The 19,772-nt window shown below is 60.5% G+C and carries 19 protein-coding genes; 8 read left to right on the top strand and 11 right to left on the bottom strand.

The genetic code is table 11. From position 1 onward, the window contains the following. Positions 1–189: 189 nt before the first annotated feature. The 8 genes from ACFE70_RS13270 to ACFE70_RS13235 all read left to right on the top strand — a co-directional run bounded on the left by ACFE70_RS13270 (position 190) and on the right by ACFE70_RS13235 (position 3,986). The gene (locus ACFE70_RS13270) at positions 190–945 is read left to right on the top strand and encodes a succinate dehydrogenase/fumarate reductase iron-sulfur subunit (RefSeq protein ID WP_375418254.1); all 756 of its coding nucleotides are present in this window, start codon (positions 190–192) and stop codon (positions 943–945) included. Positions 946–1,033: 88 nt separating this feature from the next. Then, positions 1,034–1,339: a DUF3817 domain-containing protein gene (locus tag ACFE70_RS13265; protein WP_375418237.1), complete on the top strand. Its 306-nt coding sequence runs from the start codon at positions 1,034–1,036 to the stop codon at positions 1,337–1,339. An 88-nt stretch (positions 1,340–1,427) separates the two neighbouring features. Continuing rightward, positions 1,428–1,955 carry an NADPH-dependent FMN reductase gene (locus ACFE70_RS13260; protein ID WP_375418236.1) on the top strand — a complete coding sequence of 176 codons (528 nt, stop codon included), beginning with the start codon at positions 1,428–1,430 and terminating at the stop codon, positions 1,953–1,955. A gap of 348 nt (positions 1,956–2,303) precedes the next feature. Further along, positions 2,304–2,675 (top strand): hypothetical protein, encoded by a 372-nt coding sequence (locus ACFE70_RS13255; protein WP_375418235.1) that lies wholly within the window; start codon positions 2,304–2,306, stop codon positions 2,673–2,675. A gap of 24 nt (positions 2,676–2,699) precedes the next feature. Next, on the top strand, positions 2,700–2,855 hold the full coding sequence (locus ACFE70_RS13250) for a hypothetical protein (protein ID WP_375418234.1): 156 nt from the start codon (positions 2,700–2,702) through the stop codon (positions 2,853–2,855). A 50-nt stretch (positions 2,856–2,905) separates the two neighbouring features. After that, a complete protein-coding gene (locus ACFE70_RS13245) occupies positions 2,906–3,145 on the top strand; it encodes a DUF433 domain-containing protein (protein WP_375418233.1) in 240 nt (79 codons plus the stop codon). Continuing rightward, positions 3,129–3,455 carry a DUF5615 family PIN-like protein gene (locus ACFE70_RS13240; protein ID WP_375418232.1) on the top strand — a complete coding sequence of 109 codons (327 nt, stop codon included), beginning with the start codon at positions 3,129–3,131 and terminating at the stop codon, positions 3,453–3,455. The genes ACFE70_RS13245 and ACFE70_RS13240 overlap by 17 nt, the downstream gene beginning before the upstream one ends. A gap of 147 nt (positions 3,456–3,602) precedes the next feature. Then, positions 3,603–3,986: a hypothetical protein gene (locus tag ACFE70_RS13235; protein ID WP_375418231.1), complete on the top strand. Its 384-nt coding sequence runs from the start codon at positions 3,603–3,605 to the stop codon at positions 3,984–3,986. Positions 3,987–4,077: 91 nt separating this feature from the next. Here the strand turns inward: ACFE70_RS13235 and ftsZ are convergent, their stop codons facing one another. From ftsZ to ACFE70_RS13180, 11 genes are all read right to left on the bottom strand, one after another. After that, positions 4,078–5,622, bottom strand: a complete 1,545-nt coding sequence (ftsZ, locus tag ACFE70_RS13230) for a cell division protein FtsZ (protein ID WP_375418230.1) — start codon at positions 5,620–5,622, stop codon at positions 4,078–4,080. Positions 5,623–5,782: 160 nt separating this feature from the next. Continuing rightward, a complete protein-coding gene (gene ftsA / locus ACFE70_RS13225; RefSeq protein WP_375418229.1) occupies positions 5,783–7,186 on the bottom strand; it encodes a cell division protein FtsA in 1,404 nt (467 codons plus the stop codon). Between the two features lie 106 nt (positions 7,187–7,292). Then, positions 7,293–8,051: a cell division protein FtsQ/DivIB gene (locus ACFE70_RS13220; protein ID WP_375418228.1), complete on the bottom strand. Its 759-nt coding sequence runs from the start codon at positions 8,049–8,051 to the stop codon at positions 7,293–7,295. 153 nt (positions 8,052–8,204) lie between these two features. Beyond that, complete coding sequence (gene murC, locus ACFE70_RS13215) at positions 8,205–9,638, bottom strand: UDP-N-acetylmuramate--L-alanine ligase (protein WP_375418227.1); 1,434 nt, start codon at positions 9,636–9,638, stop codon at positions 8,205–8,207. A 168-nt stretch (positions 9,639–9,806) separates the two neighbouring features. Next, entirely contained in the window at positions 9,807–10,913 is a 1,107-nt protein-coding gene (gene murG / locus ACFE70_RS13210; protein ID WP_375418226.1) for an undecaprenyldiphospho-muramoylpentapeptide beta-N-acetylglucosaminyltransferase, read from the bottom strand. A gap of 180 nt (positions 10,914–11,093) precedes the next feature. Further along, positions 11,094–12,278, bottom strand: coding sequence for an FtsW/RodA/SpoVE family cell cycle protein (locus ACFE70_RS13205; protein WP_375418225.1), 1,185 nt, complete (start codon positions 12,276–12,278; stop codon positions 11,094–11,096). A 14-nt stretch (positions 12,279–12,292) separates the two neighbouring features. Beyond that, positions 12,293–12,682, bottom strand: coding sequence for a hypothetical protein (locus ACFE70_RS13200; RefSeq protein WP_375418224.1), 390 nt, complete (start codon positions 12,680–12,682; stop codon positions 12,293–12,295). Between the two features lie 19 nt (positions 12,683–12,701). Further along, complete coding sequence (murD, locus tag ACFE70_RS13195) at positions 12,702–14,075, bottom strand: UDP-N-acetylmuramoyl-L-alanine--D-glutamate ligase (RefSeq protein ID WP_375418223.1); 1,374 nt, start codon at positions 14,073–14,075, stop codon at positions 12,702–12,704. Between the two features lie 114 nt (positions 14,076–14,189). Further along, a complete protein-coding gene (gene mraY / locus ACFE70_RS13190; RefSeq protein WP_375418222.1) occupies positions 14,190–15,410 on the bottom strand; it encodes a phospho-N-acetylmuramoyl-pentapeptide-transferase in 1,221 nt (406 codons plus the stop codon). A 186-nt stretch (positions 15,411–15,596) separates the two neighbouring features. After that, a complete protein-coding gene (locus ACFE70_RS13185; protein ID WP_375418221.1) occupies positions 15,597–17,087 on the bottom strand; it encodes a UDP-N-acetylmuramoyl-L-alanyl-D-glutamate--2,6-diaminopimelate ligase in 1,491 nt (496 codons plus the stop codon). Positions 17,088–17,190: 103 nt separating this feature from the next. Then, positions 17,191–19,689, bottom strand: a complete 2,499-nt coding sequence (locus ACFE70_RS13180; RefSeq protein WP_375418220.1) for a penicillin-binding transpeptidase domain-containing protein — start codon at positions 19,687–19,689, stop codon at positions 17,191–17,193. Between the last annotated feature and the right edge of the window lie 83 nt (positions 19,690–19,772).

The following is a 19,772-nucleotide window of genomic DNA, read 5'->3' as shown; positions in this document are numbered from 1 at the left end:
AAGAACTCTCGTTTGAGAATGTGAAGCTGACGCAGCGCAGCTACAAGTAATTTTGGGCTATGAGTTATGAGTTAAAAGGTATGAGTTGGCTGCTGGTATGCTCGCTCACCCATCACACCTTTTGACTTATGACTTTTAACTCATAACTCATAACTTAAGAAAATGGCCGGACAAACCGATGCTAAACCGATGAATCTGACCCTGAAAATCTGGCGGCAGCCCAACCGCCAGACCCAGGGCCAGATTGTAGATTATCATGTGAAGGACATTTCGCCCGAAATGTCGTTTCTGGAGATGCTGGACGTGCTCAACGAAGACCTGCTGCACGCCGGCCAGGACCCCGTGGCCTTTGACCACGACTGCCGCGAGGGTATCTGCGGCTCCTGTGACTTGTTTATCAATGGCCGCTCGCACGGCCCGGAGAAGGGCACCACGACCTGCCAGCTGCACATGCGCAAGTTCTCGGATGGCGACACCATCACCATCGAGCCCTGGCGCGCAACTTCTTTTCCCGTCAACAAGGACCTGAGCGTGGACCGCTCCGCTTTCGACCGCATCATTCAGGCGGGCGGCTACATTAGCGTGAACACCGGCGGCGCGCCCGACGGCAACGAGATTCCGATTCCGAAGGATATTGCCGAGCGCGCGTTTGAGGCGGCCACTTGCATTTCGTGCGGCGCCTGCGTCGCGGCCTGCAAGAATGCCTCGGCCATGCTCTTCGTTTCGGCCAAAGTCTCGCAGCTGGCCTTGCTGCCGCAGGGCCAAGTCGAGCGCAAGTCGCGCGTCGAGAACATGGTGGCGCAGATGGACAAGGAGGGCTTCGGTGCCTGTTCCAACATTGGCTCCTGCGCCGCCGAGTGCCCGGTGGGCATCTCGCTGGAGAATATTGCCATTCTTAACCGCGAGTTCCTGTCGGCCAAGGCCACGTCCAATAACCTGGCATAAGTGTAATTTAATGCAATCAAAGAAGCGCAGCGAGCACTCGTTGCGCTTTTTTGTTGCGCCATTATTCCCTACCCCCTCCTTTTTCTTTATGCTGCACTTGCTGCAAACCGCGCTGGGCCGACTGCGCCTAGTTGGCTTTCTGGAAGGTGTTTCTTTTCTGGTTTTGCTGCTGATTGCCATGCCCCTGAAATACCTGGCCGGGCAGCCCGCGGCGGTGCGCATGGTGGGGATGGCGCACGGCCTGCTGTTTGTGCTCTACGTCTTCCTGCTGATTCAGAACACGATTGAGCACGGCTGGTCGTGGCGCAAGGCGGCACTGGGCTTTGTGGCCTCGCTCGTGCCGCTGGGCACGTTCTGGGCCGACCGCCGCCTGTTCCGCCCTACCCCTTCCTGAAATTTCAACGCGGTTAGGGCCCGTTTTTGCAACCTGTCGGCCGTTTGGCGGTTCACGCCCGGCACTACTTTCCTTTAGCTTTTTCGCTTTGATTAATATTCTCATCGGCACCAACCGCCCCCGCTCCCGCGCCGGGCGCATCGCTACCATCTACGCTGGCTTGCTCACGGAGCTGGGTGAGGCGTCTCAGATTCTCGACCTGGCCGAGCTGCCCGCCGACTTCACCATTTCCGCGCTCTATGCCAACGCGGGCCGCAATGAGGACTATAATCAGCTGGCCGTCAAGCTCGATGACACGAATAAGCTGGTCATTATCGTGCCCGAATACAACGGTTCTTTCCCCGGCGTGCTCAAGGCGTTCATGGACGGCCTGCCTTACCCCGGCGGCCTCCGCGGCAAGAAGGCCGCACTGATAGGCGTAAGCGACGGCGGGCAGGGCGGCCTGCTGGCCATGAGCCACTTAACCGATGTCTTGATGTATCTGGGCACGACCGTGCTGCCCCAGCGCGTGCGCCTGCCTTTTATTGGCAAAGAGCTGACGACGAGCGGTGAGCTGCTTAATGAGCTGCCCCGGCAGCTGCTGCGCGAGCAGGCCGAGGCGCTGCTGGCGTTTTAGCAGCCCGCCTGATTCCCTACCCCCCTCCCTGCCGCAAGCCTGGCCGGCGAACCCGGCTGCCCGACTTCAGGCTGGCACCAACAGCTTTCGGCAGCAGGCACAGGTGTTGGAAGGCGGCTTTCGCCAGGGGCATATCTTCGTGGGGTTCGCCGCCGCTGCCCATGTCTTCTGCTTCCCGCCCCTACCCCTGCGGCCGAGCCGGTGGCGCGGACGTTCTATCTGCCGGTACTCACCGGACTGAGCGCCGTGATGGCGGGGCTGGTATTTTTGCAACATTACCCTTGTGGCGCGGCTGGCGCGGGGTCGGTCGGCAGAGCCTTCCGCCCGGCCTACTGTCCGGCGCGTGGGGTGCACGGGCTGCTGCTCAGTGGCTTCCTTATCGTCCTGCGCTACGATAATGGCAGCGCCAATTTTCGCCCGTGCGGCGGCTGGCGGCCGTACTTGCAAGCGCGGCTGACACAGGTTTATCCGCTGTTCGCTGGCTTGCTGCGCGAAAACAGCTGGTTTCGCCGCCTGCTCAGCAGCCGCGCTATGCAGGCACTGGGTCGCAGCTCCTACGCCCTTTACCTGCTGCCCGCCGGCCCGCTCTCCTTTTGGGTGTATGAGCGTCTGCCCGATTACCTACCCCTGCGGCTGCTGGCGGTACAGCTTGTCTCCTACCTCGCCTACCGCTTCGTGGAAGAGCCACTCACGCAATGGCTGCGGCCCCGGCCGGGTTAGCCACAGCCCTACTATCTTAGCCTCATGCGCTACGCGAAAATCTGCTGCTTACTAGCCGCGCTGGCACTAGCTGCCACGGGCTGCTTCAGCGCTAAGCCCCCGCGCGGCCGCCCCCGGCAGCTCGACCCCGACCAGGAAATCAGCGCGCCGCGGGTGGCGCCCAAGGATTCGGTTGATTAAATGCTAACGCAGCTACGCCCTCAAGCAGCAAATAGCTTTAACTTTAAAATATGGACCTCAAAACGCTCATCACCATCGACAGTGATATCCTCGGCGGCCAGCCCGTTTTCGCCGGTACCCGCGTGCCAGTCGAATCCCTATTCGACCATCTGGAAGCCGGCGTTTCGCTTAATGACTTCTTGGAAGATTTTCCAACCGTGACAAAGGCCCAAGCAATCGCGTTGCTAGAAACGGCGACTAAGCTTCTCACCGCTAAAAACGTGGAGCAACTGTATGCGGCTGCTGCTTGACGAGAATCTGCCAAAGCGCCTGAAACAAGATTTTCCGGCGCACGAAGTATTTACCGTGCGTGACAAGCAGTGGAACGGAATTAAAAACGGGGAGCTGTTGAAGTTAATGGTAGCTGATGGCTTTCATGCCCTGCTGACCTTCGATAAAAACCTGCAATACCAACAGAACTTCTCCAAATACACCATCACCGTCTTTGTGTTAACTGCCAGGATTAGCACGTATGAAGTTTTGACCGGCTTATCAGCAAAGGTTGAGAAGCATTTGAATAGCGGCAGGATGACCGCCGGCCCCATTATCATTTCACAATAATAGTTTCAGCGCCAAGTCCACGCGCGGCCGGCCTCAGCAGCTCGACCTCGACCAGGAAATCAGCGCGCCGCAGATAGTACTTAGGGATTCGGTTGATAAAAAGCTTACCAGAGCAGGAACATACTCTGGCCATAATAACTAAGCTCTATGGAGACAACATATCTCAAGTTCAATGAGCCTAAGTCTATTGCGTCGCCAATTCAGGAAGGAGTTGTGAAACGAGCATTTTGGAGTATAATTGCCAAGATTGCTTCATCTGTACTGCCTGTTGCTAATCCCGATTTTGAAGATAAAATTGATGATGTCAAAGTCTGGCTTATTGAATTTAATATTGAAGGTTTTCCTACTAGGGAGATAGGCTTAAACGAGTCAGGCTTAGCAATCATGATTATGCCGTGGCGCGACAATTATGGCTATTGGACAGATAACAACCTCGTGCTTGCTGACTTTCGTAATTATTTCGAGACTTCGACTATTTCACACGAGCTATTTCAAACCTGCTGGGACCTATTTGACCAACAACACCAATAAGACCTTTCGCGGAAATTAAATAATGAGAAAGGGCCGCTGCTGAGAGTTTCAGCAGTGGCCCTTTCTCATTATACCAAATTCCAAAACCTACCTAATCCACATTATCATGCAGAAACCGGTTATCTCCCAGTAGCTCGTTATCATCCGATAAATTAAAGCGGGAGATATTCTGGGCGCTGCTGGGCACGACGGTTTCGAGCTTGACGTGGCGGCGCAGGTAGGCCGGGGTTTCGAGCTGCGTGACGGCATCGGGGGGTAGGCCGCTGCTGAGTTCGGTGAGGCGGCGGCGGCGCTCCTCGGCCTGGGCATCGAGGGCGGGGCGCGGGCGCTGGGTCGGCGGCGCGGGCGCGCTGGGCGCCGTGACGAGCACCGGCTCCGGCGAGGGCGTGACGGGCAGGCTGGCCTGCGGCGCCACGGCCGCAACCGGAGCGCCAGGACCATTCAGGTCGAAGGTAACACGGGGCGTTTCGGCGGGCAGGCTGGCGGTGCTGCTGGCGCTGGGGCTGTTGCCGAACGTGGGCAGCACGGGCGCGCTGGGGGCATTGGCCGGCGCGGGGGGGGTAGGCGCGGCATCCTGGCGCTCGCGGTCGAAGATGTTGATTTGCGGGTCGGGGCCGGCGGGCGCAGCGGGGCGGGCGGCGGCCGGTTGCGGCGAGTTGATGGTGTGGGCGTCGCGGGCGAAGCCCGTGGCAATGACCGTCACGCGGATGCTCTGGCCGAGCGTGTCGTCCACGCCGTGGCCGAAAATCATCTCCGCATCCTGGCCGGCTTTCTCCTGAATGTAGGCCGTGATTTCGGTCAGCTCGTCCATTTCTAGCTCGTGGTCCTGGCCCGACATGATGGAGAGCAGGATTTTCTGCGCCCCCTGAATATCGGTATTGTTGAGCAGCGGCGAGTTCAGGGCTTCCTCGGCGGCGCGGCGGGCGCGGTTTTCGCCCTCCGTGATGCTGCTGCCCATGACGGCGGCGCCGGATTCCTTCATCACCGTTTTCACGTCCTCAAAGTCCACGTTCACGTCGCTCGTGACCGTAATAATCTCGGCAATGGATTTGGCCGCCGTGGTCAGCACCGTGTCGGCCTTAGCGAAGGCGGCGCCCATCGCCAGGTTGCCGTAGAGCTGGCGCAGCTTGTCGTTAAGAATCACGAGCACCGTGTCGCAGTGCTCGCTCAGCTCGCGGATGCCCTGCTCGGCTTGCTCGCGCTTGCGCTTGCCCTCGAACACGAAAGGCGCCGTCACGATGCCCACGGTCAGGATGCCCAGCTCCTGCGCCACTTGCGCAATGACGGGGGCCGCGCCGGTGCCGGTGCCGCCGCCCATGCCGGCCGTAATGAACAGCATCTTGGTGCCCTGATTGAGCAGGTTGCGGATTTCTTCCTTGCTCTCGATGGCCGCCTGCCGGCCGCGCTCCGGCTTGGCGCCGGCCCCGAGGCCCTCGGTCAGCTCGGCGCCAATCTGGAGTTTGTGCGGCACCGTGGAGCTTTCCAGCGCCTGCCGGTCGGTGTTGCAGATGATAAACTCCACATCCTTGATGCCCTGCTTGTGCATGTGCTTCACGGCGTTGGAGCCCCCGCCGCCCACGCCAATCACCTTGATGATGGACTTGTTTTGGGCGGGAATGTCGAATTTAAAGTTCATAAGGTTTTTATGTCATGTTGGGCGCAGCGAAACATCTTTTCACGTCGGCGCCGCATTGAATAGTAATTCTAAGAAACGGAGCGAAAAACGCTTGATTTCTCAGCCTGACGAACGGCGCAACGGGGATAGGATGCTTCCTTCATCAGCATGACAGACGGGTTTAATATTGCTTGTCGTCGTAATCGTCAATCAGCAAGCCCTTGGTTTTGCTGATGATATCCTTGAAGAAGCCCGCGGCGCGGCTGGGCTGCTTGGGCGCTTTAGGGGCTTCGGGCTTGGCGGGGGGGGTAGGGGTGCGCGCGGGTTCGGCGGCTGAAGCAGTGCTGGCCGTGGGTGCCGCAGCCGGGGAGGCCGTAGCCGGCGCCTGGTACGAGTACTCATCCTCATAGCTGAGGCGGCCGTTGCGCTCGTCGGCAGCGGTGTAGCCAGAGAGCACGAGGCCCACGCCGGTGGCGTACATCGGCGACTTCACCGACTCGATGCGGGTCTTGCCCAGGTGCTGATTGGGATAGCCGATGCGCGTGTCGAGGCCGGTGATGTACTCGGTGAGCTGCTCCAGATTCTGAAGCTGCGAGCCGCCGCCGGTGAGCACGATGCCAGCGGACAGCTTGTCGGCCAGGCCCATGCGGGCAATTTCGGCGTAGACCAGCTCCATGATTTCCGACATTCGGGCTTCGATGATGAAAGCCAGGTTTTTGAGCGAAACTTCCTTGGGCGGACGATTGGGCAGGCCGGGGATGCTCACGATTTCCAGGTCCGAGGCCTCATCGGCAATGGCTTTGCCGAACTTGACTTTAAGCTGCTCGGCCTGGGTGGGCGTCACGTTGCAGCCCTGCTTGATATCGGAGGTGATGATGTTGCCGCCGAAGGGCAGCACCGCCGCGTGGCGGATGATGCCGTCCTTGAACACGGCCAAATCGGTGGTGCCGCCGCCGATGTCAATCAACGCTACGCCGGCTTCCTTTTCCTCATCCGAGAGGATGGACACGCTGCTGGCCAGCGGCTCCAGAATCAGGTCGGCAATGGTGAGGTTGGCGCGGGTGACGCACTTGTAGATGTCGTTGATGGCGGCGCTTTGGGCCGTGATAATGTGGAAGTTGCCTTCCAAACGGACGCCAGCGCGGCCCACGGGCTCCAGGGTCGTCTCGCCGTAATCAACCTTGTATTCCTGCGGCATGACGTGGATAATCTGCGAGCCGGGCGGCGTCACGAGCCGGTACATGTCGTTGGTGAGCCGGCTCACGTCGCCCTCCGTAATCTCGGTGTCGCCCGACTCGCGGGTGATGCTGCCATTATGGTGCAGGCTCTTGATGTGCTGCCCGGCAATGCCCACGTTCACCACGCCAATGCTGATGCCCGACTGCTCCTCGGCCAAGGCAATGGCGCGCTTGATGGCATCGACGGTTTTGTAAATATTGACCACAATGCCCCGCGACACGCCCTCCGACACGGCCTTGCCCATGCCCAGAATTTCGAGTTTGCCGAATTCGTTTTTGCGGCCCACGAGGGCGCAGATTTTGGTGGTGCCGATGTCGAGGCCGACGACAATTTTGTCTTGTTGCATGGGGCAGTAGGGGGCGAGGCGGGAGAAAGAGCCGGGTAGGAAATGGGCCTAATCAGGCGTCAGCGCGGGGTTAACCCCTGATTAGGTGGTGTTTAAGCGCGAATAGCTATTCGCAAATGATTTGATTTTGGTACTCTACGTTTACGCGGTGGTAAGTATCCCAGCCCAGCACGGACGGAATCTGGCGGTAAAATACCATCAGCTTGGCGAATTTATCGGAAATATCGGCCGGAGGGCCGAATTCTATGCGCTGGTCGCCGATTTGTTGGGTGAAACTGAGCTTGCCGCCGGGCTCCACGAACACCTCGGCCACTTGCGCGCGCCAAAACGGGTGCTCGTCTACGTAGCGCAGGAATTCGAGGTAGCGCCGCCCGGTGCTATCCTGAAAAAAAGCGCCCGGCAAGGCCCCGCCGCCGGCTCGCGCCACGGTCGCCACGCGGGCGGTGTAGAGTGGCGAGAGCGGCAGGGCGCGGCCGTCGGCATCGACGTAGGAATCGAGCCGCGCATCAGCATGAATGAGTCGGGCAATGGGCCGGTTCTGGCGCACGTCGGCGTGCAGGTTGCCGGCCAGGTCGCGGTACACCTGCGCATCTTTCACGAACGGATGCGCTTTCAAACGCGCTTCCAGCTCGCGCAGGCGTGGGCCTTCGGGCCGGGTGCCGACCACGGGTTCCCTACCCCCCTTGGTGAGCAGAGCCGTCACGCCGCGCCCGGAAATGAAGTAGTTGTCGAATTCATCCTGCACGTTGACGACGACCTCATCCACGGGCCGCTGGTGCTGGCGCAGGGCCGCGAACACGCCCAGCGCGCCGAGTACGAGCAGGCACAAGGCGGTGAAGAGGACGTTGCGAAGAGTTTTGTTCATGGTCAATTCGTGTATTTAAAAACCGTCATGCTGAGCGCAACGAAGTGGAGTCGAAGCATCTTGGCTGCGTAAGTAATTTAATCGTGGATTGTCTCTGATTAGTCAGCGGTAGAGATGCTTCGACAAGCTCAGCATGACCGGCTTTTTTTTAAGTCATAAAAGCGTGTTCTGTCGCCAGCGGGCGGTGAGCAAGGCGCGCAGCTCCGGCACCAACGTGTCGATATCGCCGGCGCCGACGGTAGCCAGCACGTCGTAGTCGGCATCGTGAGCGGCGGCTTCGAGCACTTCGGCTTTGGTTTGCAAGGACTTTTGGGGCGCCGTGATTTGGTTTAGAATGATGGCTGACGTGACGCCGGGTAGCGGCTTTTCGCGGGCCGGGTAGATGTCGAGCAGCACCACTTCATCGGCTAGGCTCAGGCTTTCAGCGAAGCCCGGCGCGAAGTCGCGGGTGCGCGTGAAGAGGTGCGGCTGGAAAATGACGCGCAGCTTTTTGCCGGGATACAAGGCGCGCAACGAACGCAGAAAGGCTTCGATTTCGCGCGGATGATGGGCGTAATCGTCCACGTACACCTTATCCGGGCTGGTCACGATGAACTCGAAGCGCCGCTTCACGCCGCGGTAGGCGGCCACGGCAGCGGCAAGCTGCGCATTCTCTACCCCCCCCGCCAGCTGTGAGGCGGCCGCGGCGGCCAGCATATTTTCCACGTTGTGGTAGCCAGGCACGGCCAGCTCTAAATTGGGCACCGCGCCGGCGGAGCCGTGCAAGTCGAAGTGAAAGCGGTGGCCCTGGGTGGTGATGTTGTCGGCGTACAAATCCGGGCCTTGCTCGGCGCTCAAGCCGTAGCGCAGCACGCGCACGCCGGCCGGCGCGGCGGCCGCCACGCTGGCGTCGGCGATGTGATTGAGAAGCAAGGTACCCCCTGGCTGAATCTGGCTTACGAACTGCCGGAACGACTCAATCAGCGCGGCTTGGTCGCCGTAGATGTCGAGGTGGTCGGCGTCGGTGCTCGTGACGATAGCGATGGTGGGGTGCAATGTCAGGAAGCTGCGGTCGTACTCGTCGGCCTCGACCACGATGAGCGGCGTCGGCTGGCCCGGCTGCGGCACGGGGGGTAGGAGCAGATTCGAGCCCAGATTGACCGCGATGCCGCCCAGAAACGCCGCGCACGGCACGCCCGCGTGGTGCAGCAGGTGGGCGACCATGCTGCTGGTCGTGGTTTTGCCGTGGGTGCCGGCCACGGCGATGGTCGGCTGGCCCTGGGTAAGCACGCCCAGCACCTGGCTGCGCTTGCGAATGTCGTAGCCCTGCTGCACCAGCCAGGCCCATTCCTGGTGGTCCGCCGGGATGGCGGGCGTGAGCACAACCAGCGTCTGGGCTTTATGCTGGCGTACTTCTTCGGGCAGGCTGGCCGCACCCTGGTCCTCGAAGTGCACGACGATGCCTTCGGCCTGTAGGGCGTCGGTGAGGGGGGTAGGGGTTTTGTCGTAGCCGCTCACCTGCTGCCCGCTGGCCTGAAACCAGCGCGCCAGGGCCGACATGCCGATGCCGCCGATGCCGAGGAAGTAGATGTAGCGGAAGGGTTTCAAGTTAGATTCGGGTAGTTGATTTGAAGACCGTCATGCTGAGCGTAGCGCAGCGAAGTCGAAGCATCTCGTCAGGGGAAGTAAATCAATCATTGTTCAGTCATTTGGATTAGTGCTGCACGCGAGATGCTTCACTCCGCTGCGCTACGCTCAGCATGACGGTCTTTCTGCTCATTTCTTAATCAATTTCAAAAGCTCATCCACGATGGCGGCGGTGGCTTCGAGCTTGGCCAACTCACGGATTCTTTGGCTGAGCTGCTGCTGGCGCGGCTCATCCGCCAGCAGGCGCAACGCTTCGTCGTAGAGGCGCTGCGGGGCGTGCTCGTCGGTGATGAGCACGGCGGCGCCTTTGCTGACCAGGGCCAGCGCGTTTTTGGTTTGGTGGTCTTCGGCCACGTTGGGCGAGGGCACTAGCACGGCGGGCTTGCCGGTCAGGCACAGCTCCGACACCGATAAGGCACCAGCCCGGCTGATGACGACATCGGCGGCGGCGTAGGCCAAATCCATACGCTGAATGAATTCCAGGGCTTGTAAATTATCGGCGGCAAAGCCGGCCGCTTGCTCCTGGGCCAGCGGGTAGTAGAGTTTGCCGGTTTGCCAGAGCAGCTGCACGCCGGCCTCGCGCAGGCGGGGTAGGGCGGCAGCCGTGGCTTGGTTCAGGGTGCGCGCGCCGAGGCTGCCACCAACGACCAGCAGCGTTTTGCGGGCCGGGTCGAGGCCGAAGAAGCGTTGGGCTTCGGCGCGGTCGGCGCGGGCAATTTCGGTGCGCACGGGGTTGCCGGTGAGCACAAGCTTATCGGCGGGAAAGAACTTCGCCATGCCCTCGTAGGCCACGCAGATTTTATTAACTCGCTTCGCTAATAGTTTATTAACCAAGCCGGCGTAGGAATTTTGCTCCTGAATCAGGCTGGGAATGCGGCGCGAGGTGGCGGCCAGCAGCACCGGCGCCGAGGCGTAGCCGCCTACCCCTACCACCGCGTCGGGCCGGAACTGCTCAATCAACTGGCCGGCCTTGCGCACAGCGCGCAGCACGCGCAACGGAAACAGCAGGTTTTCTGGCGTCAGGCGCCGCTGCAAGCCGCTGATGTCCAGGCCCACAATTTCGTAGCCGGCTTCCGGCACGCGGGTCATCTCCATGCGGCCGTTGGCGCCCACGAACAGGATGTCGGCGTCGGGGTAGCGGCGGCGCAGCTCGTTGGCAATGGCCACGGCCGGGAAGATGTGCCCGCCCGTGCCGCCGCCGGAGATGATGATGCGCAGGGGGGTAGGAATGGGCATTTAGTTGATTTTCAGAACGTCGAACACTAGAACGTCATGCAGAGCGCAACGAAGTGGAGCGAAGCATCTCGCTCGGGGTAGTAATTCAATCGTTGCAGAAGCTGATTACTGCTGCCCGCGAGATGCTTCGCTCCACTTCGTTGCGCTCTGCATGACCGCCTTATTTACGGCATCTGACCCTTAATTATAAGCCGCCCGCTTACTCGGAATACGCGCCGTATCCTCGGGCTCACCGGTCATCGGGCGCACTTCGCGCTCGCCGCGGCTCACGGCCAGGATGATGCCGATGCTGATGCCCGTGAAGATGAGCGAAGTGCCGCCCATGCTCAGCAGCGGCAGCGGCAGGCCTGTGATGGGGCCCAGGCCCACGGCCACGCCCATATTTACCAGCGCCTGCAAGACCAGCGAAAAGCACAGGCCCGCCGAGAGCAGTCCGCCGAACGCGCCGGAGCTGTTCATCACCGTTTTCAGCCCTCGATATAGGAAAGCCAAGTACAGAAATAGGATGACGGCGGCGCCAATCAGGCCGTATTCTTCGATGATGATGGCGAAGATGAAGTCAGAATACGGGTGCGGCAGGATGTTGCGCTCGGTGCTTTTGCCGGGACCCTTGCCGGCGATGCCGCCCGTGGCGATGGCGATGTAGGAGTGTTCGAGCTGAAAGGGCGTCTTCTTGGTCGGGTCGGAGAAGCTGCTCACGCGCGACATCACGGTGCCCAGGCGCTGCCCGGCGGCCAGCCCCGCGCCGCCCAGCACCACGCCGATAATGACCATCACGGCCATCTGCTTGAGCGGCACGCGGCCAATGAACATGAGCAACATGCACGTGGCAAACAAGAGCAGCGCCGTGGACGCATTACTCAGAATAATGAGCCCGCAGATGACGCCGACCCAGAGCATCACCGGCAGCAGGGTTGATTTAAAGTCGTGCAGGTGCTGCTGGCGCCGGCTGAGCATACTCGCCAGGTGCGTAATCAGCGCCAACTTGGCCAAATCCGAGGGCTGGAAGGTTTGGTTGATAATCGGGATGGTGAGCCAGCGCGAGGCCTCGTTGAGCGTGGTGCCGCCCATGAAAAACGTGAACAAGAGCAGCGGCACGCTCAGCAGCAGCGCGTAGAGCGACAGCCGCGAATAGTAGCGGTAGTCGATGCGGTGCGCCAGCCACATGAAGCCCAACCCGAGCAGAATCAGGCTGGTGTGCTTGAAGAGAAAGGCCTCGGTGTTGCCGTTCATCTTCTTGTAGGCCAGCGTGCCGGTGGCCGAATACACCACGGCAATGCTGATGAGCGAAAACAGAATGACAATGGCCCACAAAATCGGGTCGCCTTTGAGGTTGCGTTGCAGCCAGTTTTTAACGTGTTCCATAATAGTCTACTGTTTCAGCTGATTGTATTTATTACTTCAAATGCAAACTCTTTGCATGTGAGATGAAAAGTTGACGTTTCACGCATTTGTGTGACATTTAGAACATCCTCTGTCGCATAGTCAAAATCAAAATAGTAACAGCCGTCTTGGAATAGGTAATTTGCTGCAAAAATGATTTGATTAGTAGTATTTAACTTTTCAAAGAACATAAACTCATTTACTCCTACGAAATATAACTTGATACTTTGCCACGGGTAAGGACCATCCCCTTCTATTTGGTGACACTCAACCTCCATCTCTAAAACACGCTTATAGTTGCTTCTTGAATATCGATAACAGATAGACCAAATCATTGCATCGTGCAGGTCGCCGTATTGTTGCCGAAAATCTTGAAGCGCTTCCATTTCCAAAATTGATATAAAACTAATTTTCATTTTTCATCAACATAGAAACTGCCGCCGCGAACTGCCGGCCGCGGTCTTCGTAGTTTTTAAACAAGTCAAACGACGCGCAGGCGGGCGAGAGCAGCACCGTATCGCCGGGCGCGGCCAGGGCCAGGCCGCGGCGCACGGCTTCGGACACGTCGTGGGTTTCTTCCAGGTGCGGCACGGCGGCGGTGAAGGCCGCCTTGAGCTTTTCATTGTCCACGCCGAGGCAGATGAGGGCCTTGACTTTGCGATGGGCCAGCGGCACGAGCGAAGTGTAATCATTACCCTTGTCGGTGCCGCCGGCAATCCAGACGATGGGCGCCCCTACCCCATCCAGGGCGTACCAGGCGGCTTCCACGTTCGTGGCCTTGCTGTCGTTGAGGAAGCGGACGCCGTTGATTTCGCCCACGAGTTGCAGGCGATGGTCGGCGTTTTGGAAAGTGGCCAGGCCAGCCTGAATTTGGGCAGCATCGAGGCCGGCCAGGCGGGCGCAGAGCACAGCGGCGGCCAGGTTCTGGCGGTTGTGCTGGCCGATGAGCGGGGAGGCGCTGATGTCGAGGTCCTGCTCATCGTGAATATCCGAGAAGCCGGGCGTGAGCGTGGAGTGCAGCGCCTCTGCCCCGGCGTAGTAGGCGGCCAGCGGGGCGTCGGGGCGCTCGTATTGGGCGAAGGGCAGCAGGCGCGCCGTCATAAAGGCGGTTTGCAGGTAGCGGCCGGTCACCTCGTCGTCGGCGTTGTAGATGAAGGCATTTGCCGAATCCAGGTTGCGGGCGATGCGCAGCTTGGCCCGGGCGTACTCCTCCAGGCTATAGTTGTAGCGGTCTAAGTGGTCGGGCGTGATGTTGAGCAGCACCGCGACCCAGGGCCGGAAGTCGGGCATATCGTCGAGCTGGAAGGAGCTGAGTTCGACCACGTAGTAGTCGTGTTCGTCTTTGATAATTTGCTCGGCCAGCGAGTAGCCCACGTTGCCGGCCAGGCCCACGCGCAGGCCCGCTTCCTTCAGCAAATGATAGGTGAGCAGTGTAGTCGTGGTCTTGCCATTGGTGCCGGTGATGCAGATGCACTTGGCGCTGGTGTAGCGGCCGGCAAACTCAATCTCCGAAATGATGGGCGTGTTCTGGGTCCGCAGCGCCTGAATTATCTCAGCTTTTTCGGAGATGCCCGGGCTTTTGATGACCTCATCGGCCGCCAGGATTTTCTCGGGCGAGTGCTGGTTTTCCTCGAACGCAATGCCGGCCTGGGTGAGCTTCTGGCGGTACTCGGGCTTGATGGCGCCGCGGTCCGAGACAAACACGGCGTGGCCCTGCGCCTGCGCGAGCAGCGCGGCCCCTACCCCACTTTCAGCAGCTCCGAGAATGACGAGGTTCATAGCTTGTTCATTGATGATGTAGGGTGCGGGGCTTGCCCCCGCCCGCCGTGTGAGCGATGTTGTGACGGCGGCGCAGGCGGCGGGCGGGGGCGAGCCCCGCACCCTACAGCTTCATTAGCGCGTTTTCAAGGTAACCAAAGTCAAGACGGCCAGCGCGATGCCGACAATCCAGAACCGCGACACAATCTTGGATTCGTGGTAGCCCAGCTTCTGGTAGTGATGGTGCAGCGGCGACATGCGCAGCAGCCGGCGCCCCTCGCCGTACTTGCGACGGGTGTACTTAAACCAGCTGACCTGCACCATCACCGACAGACTCTCAATCAGAAACACGCCGCAGAGCACCGGAATGAGCAATTCCTTGCGCACGATGAGCGCCAGCACCGCGATGATGCCGCCCAGCGCCAGCGAGCCCGTGTCGCCCATAAAAACCTGGGCGGGGTAAGAATTATACCAGAGAAAGCCCACGCAGGCGCCCACGAACGCGGTGCAGAAAATCACCAGCTCGCCCGAATCCGGGATGAACATTACGTCCAGGTAATCGGCCAGAAAGGCGTTGCCCGACACGAAGGCAAACACAGCCAGCGTCGTGCCGATGATGGCCGAAGTGCCCGCCGCCAGCCCGTCGAGGCCGTCGGTGAGGTTGGCGCCGTTGCTGACGGCCGTGACGATGAGGATGACAATCGGGATGTAGAGAAAGGCGTAGAGGCCATTGAAAAACGTGCCCGCCGTGGCGAACAGGTCGCCGTAATTCAGCTCGTTGTTTTTCAGAAACGGCACGGTCGTAATCATCAGCTTCACGTCCTGGTACACCTTGCTCGCATCGACGGCTGAGAGGCTGCCATCGGGCAAAAGGTATTGGCGGACAGTGACTTCATTTGAGAAAAACAAGACCCAGCCCACCGTCACGCCCAGCCCGACCTGCCCCAAAATCTTGAAGCGCCCGCTCAGTCCTTCCTTATTCTTCTGGAAGACCTTGATGTAGTCATCCAGGAAGCCAATCAGCCCCAGCCAAACCGTGCTCAGCAGCATGAGGATGATGTAGATGTTACGCAGCCGGGCCAGCAGCAGCACCGGCACCAGGATGGCGAGCAGGATAATCAGGCCGCCCATCGTGGGCGTGCCTTTCTTCTCCATCTGCCCCTGCAAGCCCAGGTCGCGGATGCTCTCGCCGACCTGCTTGCGCTGCAAAATGCGGATGAGCTTGGCGCCGAAAGTCTGGGCAATGAGCAGCGAGAAAACCACGGCCAGCGCGGCCCGGAACGAGATGAATTGGAACACGCCCGTACCCGGCAGGTGAAAGTGTTCATGCAGGTAGCGGAAGAGGTAGTAGAGCATTCGGGGTATTGTCAGGTGCTGGACGAGAACACGGAAAGAACGTCATGCTTATCTGGTGTCCGCCTAAGCGAAGCATCTTGCCAAGGGTAGTAATTCCATCGTTGTTTACTCCTGATTAGTCAGCGGTAGAGATGCTTCGCTTAGGCGGACGCCAGATAAGCATGACGTTCTTTTTGCCTCTATTTTCTATTTACTCAATTTCAAAAAAACTTCTTTCAGCACCGCCTTATCATCGAACGGCGCCTTCACGCCGCGCACTTCCTGGTAGGTTTCGTGGCCTTTGCCCGCGACCAGCACGATGTCGCCCGGCGCCGCCGCCGCGACGGCCGCCTCAATGGCGGCGCGGCGGTCTTCGAGCACCCGCACCCGGCCGGCGTCGGCGACGGGCACACCAGCTTGCATTTGGCGCAGAATGTCGGCCGGTTCTTCGAAGCGGGGATTATCGGAGGTGAGAATCACTTCGTCGGAAAGCTGGCAGGCTAGGCGGGCCATTTCGGGACGCTTGGCCGCGTCGCGGTTGCCGCCGCAGCCCACGACGGTGATGAGGCGCTGCTCGGGCCGCCGAATCTGGCGGATGGTCTGGAGCACGTTTTCCAGCGCGTCGGGCGTGTGGGCGTAGTCCACGATGCCGGTGATAAATTCCCTACTCCCCCCGCCCGACACGACCGGCTCGAAGCGGCCGGGGGCAGTTTGCAGCCCTGACAGGATGGTCAGCACTTCCAGCGGCTCTTCGCCCAGCAGCACGGCCGCGCCATACACGGCCAGCAGGTTGTAGGCATTGAAGACGCCGATGAGCCGGAACTGCACCTCGCGCCCCTCGATTTCCAAGAGCAAACCTTGCACATCGTTCTCAATCAGCCGGGCCCGGAACGTGGCCGAGGAGCGCAGCGAGTAGGTTTCGCGGCGGGCGGCGGTGTTTTGCAGCATCACCGCGCCGCGCTTGTCGTCGGCGTTGGTGAGGGCAAAGGCGGTTTTGGGCAAGGCATCGAAAAAGCCTTTTTTGGCTTTCAGATACGCATCGAACGTGCCGTGGTAGTCGAGGTGGTCGTGGGTCAGATTCGTGAAAACGCCGCCCGCGAAGCGTAAACCCGTGATGCGGTGCTGGGCCACGGCGTGGGAGCTGACTTCCATGCAGGCGTGGGTGCAACCAGCCTTCACCATGTCAGCCAATAGCGCATTGAGGCGGATGGCATCGGGCGTGGTGTGGGTGCTGGGGATGACCTGCTCGTCAATCTGATTCTGCACCGTGCTGAGCAGGCCGCAGTGGTAGCCCAGCTCGCGCAAGAGCCGGTGCAGCAGCGTGGCGCAGGTCGTTTTGCCGTTGGTGCCCGTCACGCCCAGCAAGGTCAGCTGCCGGCTCGGATGGCCATAAAACGCCGCCGCCACGTGGCCGAGCGCGGCGGCGCTGTCGGCTACCTGCACGTAAGTTACGGCCGGATTTAGCGCCGGCGGCAGCGTCTCGCACACCACGACTTCGGCACCCTGACCCACAGCTTTCTCAATAAAGTCGTGCCCATCCACGCTGGCGCCACGCAGGGCAAAAAACGCCGCGCCCGGCCCCGCCGCCCGCGAGTCGAGCGTGAGGCTGGTCACGGGCACGTCGGGCCGGCCGGGCTGCTGAAGCACGGCCACGTCCGTCAGGAGCGCGAAGAGGGGTAGGGATTCGGGGGCGGGCAAAGTCGGGCGGGGAGCTGGGGAACGGCAGGTTGGTTACTCGGGCGAAACGCTTTTTTCCCTACCCCTTCGTCGCGTAGGGAGGGGGTAGGAAAATGGGATTCTCTCAGGCGCGGCGGGTTGGCGCTTTGGAATCAGGGGCTTTTTTGTCGGCTGGTTTTTTGGGTGACGTGGCTGGCTTATCAGCGGGCTTGGACTGCCCGGCTTTCTTACTTTTCGTGGTCGCAGCCGCCACTTTTGCCACGGCTTTAGCCGTTGTTTTGGGCTTGCTAGCTGGTTCCGGCTTGGCCTTGACCGGGGGCGAAGTTCGGGCGGGTTTGGCTTTAGTGCCCGTTTTGGCCGTTGCTGCCGCGATTTTCTTACCCATCGGCTCTGGGTCCGGCACGGTCAAAAGCGCATTCTCCGCCACTTCAATGTGCTGCGGCGCGGCCAGGGCCACGGGCGCAGCTGCCACGGTTGCGGTGGGCTGCAAGGCCAAGGCCACTACCCCGCCGCGCTGCACCGCCTCGCCGGCCGGCACCGACTGCTCGCGCACGCGGCCGGTGCCGGCGCTGCGCACTTTCAAGCCGCGATTCTCGAGCAAAAACAGCGCGTCGCGCAACGTCAGGCCGCGCACATCGGGCATCCGGCCGGGGCGGGCGGCGGTGGCGTTGGGCACCAGGGCCACGGTGCGGGCGCGGAAGGCGGTGTCGGTTTCGGTATTAAAGGCGGCGCGCACCCACTCTTCCCCGCCCGTGGCTTTGGTCTGGCCGGCGAGGCCCATTTTCTGACACACAAGCGCAATTTCGTCCTGCAAGCCGGCGCGCACCAGCGGCACGGGCGTTTTGCGCGGCGGCACCCGGGCCAGCAGCGGGCGCTGGCTGGCCTGGTCGCGAGCCATGCACTTGTCGGCCACTTCGCGGAACACCGGCGCCGACACTTCCGCGCCCGACCAGTTGCCCTTGCTCGGCGAGTCAATCACCACAATGCAGCTGTATTTGGGCCGGTCGGCCGGGAAATAGCCGCAGAAGCTGGTCGAATACGTCTTGGTATATCGCCCATTCTTAAACTTCCAGGCCGTCCCGGTCTTACCGGCGATGCCGTAGTCTTTGGGCCGAATGCTGCGGGCGGTGCCGACCAGCACCACGCCTTCCATCATCGACTTCACCTTGCTCAGCGTCGCGTCGGAGCAGATTTTGGGGTTCAATACTTTCGGCTCGTGGCGCATCAGCACCTGGTCGGCCTGCTTGATTTCTTTCACGATGAGCGGCTGCACCTTCACGCCGCCGTTGGCCACGGCATTGTAGAAAGCCAGCGTTTGCAGCGGCGCCAGCTTCATCTCGTAGCCAATGCTCATGGTCGTGAGCGAAGTGCGGCTCCAACTCTTATCGGTCGGGTCTTTCACGTAGGGCCGGGCTTCGCCCGCCATCTGAAAGCCCAGCGGCTTGTCTAAGCCAAATTTTTTGAGATAGTCGGTATACTCGCTGGGGTTGCCGCTGAAATACTTGTCCACGAGCTTGGCCACGCCAATGTTGCTCGACTTCTCAAATACCTGCTGCAACGTAATGCGCCCATTGCCGTGCGTGTCTGATTTGACGGCCCCGCCTATCAACATACGTCCGTTGCCGGTGTCCACAATGTCATCAAGCGTCAAATCGGGCCGCGCCTCAAACAAGGCCATCATCGAGGCCAGCTTAAACGTCGAGCCCGGCTCGGTGCGGCCCTGGTCGGCAAACGCGTAGTTATAGTCTTCCTTATACACACCCTCGCCGGATTTGCCCAGGTTGGCCACGGCCTTGATTTCGCCGGTCGCCACTTCCATCAGAATCACGCAGCCGTATTGCGCATTGTTGCTCACCAGCGACTTATAAAGCGCGTCCTCGGCCACATCCTGCAAGTTGATGTCGAGCGTGGTTTTAATATCATAGCCGGCCTGCGGCTTGGTTTCGGTGCCGTCGAAGATGGGCTTCACGCCGCCCGGTACCCGCTCAAACAGCGCCTCGCCGTCCTTGCCGCGTAGGTCCTTGTTGAAGGTCACCTCCAACCCGGCGCCGTTCTGGTCCTCGTTCACGAAGCCAATGGTGCGCTGCGCCAGCCCGCCGAAGGGCTTGAAGCGCTTGTCCACTTTCTCGAAAATGGCCCCGCCGCGCCCGCGCCTGGCCCGGAAGATGGGCCAGTTCGCCAGCTGCTTTTTCTCCTGAAAATTAATTTGCCGCGAGTTCAGCCGCAGGTAGCGCACCTGCGGGTCGCGCGAGTTGTGCGCATTCACGAGCCGGCGCCGGTAGTCCTGCACGCTGCGGTCGTTGAAGAAGTGCGACAGGTGCCAGGCCAGTGAATCCACGCCCGCCTTGAACAATTCATCGTCTACCACGCCAGGGTCCCAGGCCACGCGGTAGAAGGGCAGCGAAGTGGCCATAATACTCTCGTTATCCGAGTAGATATTGCCCCGCGTGGCCGACACCGGCTGGTAGCTGATGCGCCGCTCCTGCTCCAAGGCGCGCCACTTGGCGCCTTCCTGAAACTGAATCTTGCTGGCCTTCCAGAAGATGGCCGCCGAAAATAAGGCCACGCCCAGAAACGCCAGCCGCACCCGCGTAACGATGGATTTTTTGACGCTGCCTTTCATATAATCTGGGTCTAGGGGCTTAAGAGCTAGGAGAGGGGGTAGGAACTACAGATGCGGCAGCTGAGCGGCTTATTCACAATGAT

This window comes from uncultured Hymenobacter sp. (genome assembly GCF_964243305.1).
Lineage (GTDB): Bacteria > Bacteroidota > Bacteroidia > Cytophagales > Hymenobacteraceae > Hymenobacter.
This window is presented reverse-complemented; position numbering and strand designations above follow the sequence as displayed.

What these genes read in the sequence shown, in the direction of transcription:
- ACFE70_RS13270 (WP_375418254.1), top strand. Translation starts at nt 190, where the DNA reads ATGAATCTGACCCTGAAAATCTGGCGGCAGCCCAACCGCCAGACCCAG.
- ACFE70_RS13265 (WP_375418237.1), top strand. Translation starts at nt 1,034, where the DNA reads ATGCTGCACTTGCTGCAAACCGCGCTGGGCCGACTGCGCCTAGTTGGC.
- ACFE70_RS13250 (WP_375418234.1), top strand. Translation starts at nt 2,700, where the DNA reads ATGCGCTACGCGAAAATCTGCTGCTTACTAGCCGCGCTGGCACTAGCT.
- ACFE70_RS13245 (WP_375418233.1), top strand. Translation starts at nt 2,906, where the DNA reads ATGGACCTCAAAACGCTCATCACCATCGACAGTGATATCCTCGGCGGC.
- ACFE70_RS13240 (WP_375418232.1), top strand. Translation starts at nt 3,129, where the DNA reads ATGCGGCTGCTGCTTGACGAGAATCTGCCAAAGCGCCTGAAACAAGAT.
- ACFE70_RS13235 (WP_375418231.1), top strand. Translation starts at nt 3,603, where the DNA reads ATGGAGACAACATATCTCAAGTTCAATGAGCCTAAGTCTATTGCGTCG.
- ftsZ (WP_375418230.1), bottom strand. Translation starts at nt 5,622, where the DNA reads ATGAACTTTAAATTCGACATTCCCGCCCAAAACAAGTCCATCATCAAG.
- ftsA (WP_375418229.1), bottom strand. Translation starts at nt 7,186, where the DNA reads ATGCAACAAGACAAAATTGTCGTCGGCCTCGACATCGGCACCACCAAA.
- ACFE70_RS13220 (WP_375418228.1), bottom strand. Translation starts at nt 8,051, where the DNA reads ATGAACAAAACTCTTCGCAACGTCCTCTTCACCGCCTTGTGCCTGCTC.
- murG (WP_375418226.1), bottom strand. Translation starts at nt 10,913, where the DNA reads ATGCCCATTCCTACCCCCCTGCGCATCATCATCTCCGGCGGCGGCACG.
- ACFE70_RS13205 (WP_375418225.1), bottom strand. Translation starts at nt 12,278, where the DNA reads ATGGAACACGTTAAAAACTGGCTGCAACGCAACCTCAAAGGCGACCCG.
- ACFE70_RS13200 (WP_375418224.1), bottom strand. Translation starts at nt 12,682, where the DNA reads ATGGAAGCGCTTCAAGATTTTCGGCAACAATACGGCGACCTGCACGAT.
- murD (WP_375418223.1), bottom strand. Translation starts at nt 14,075, where the DNA reads ATGAACCTCGTCATTCTCGGAGCTGCTGAAAGTGGGGTAGGGGCCGCG.
- mraY (WP_375418222.1), bottom strand. Translation starts at nt 15,410, where the DNA reads ATGCTCTACTACCTCTTCCGCTACCTGCATGAACACTTTCACCTGCCG.
- ACFE70_RS13180 (WP_375418220.1), bottom strand. Translation starts at nt 19,689, where the DNA reads ATGAAAGGCAGCGTCAAAAAATCCATCGTTACGCGGGTGCGGCTGGCG.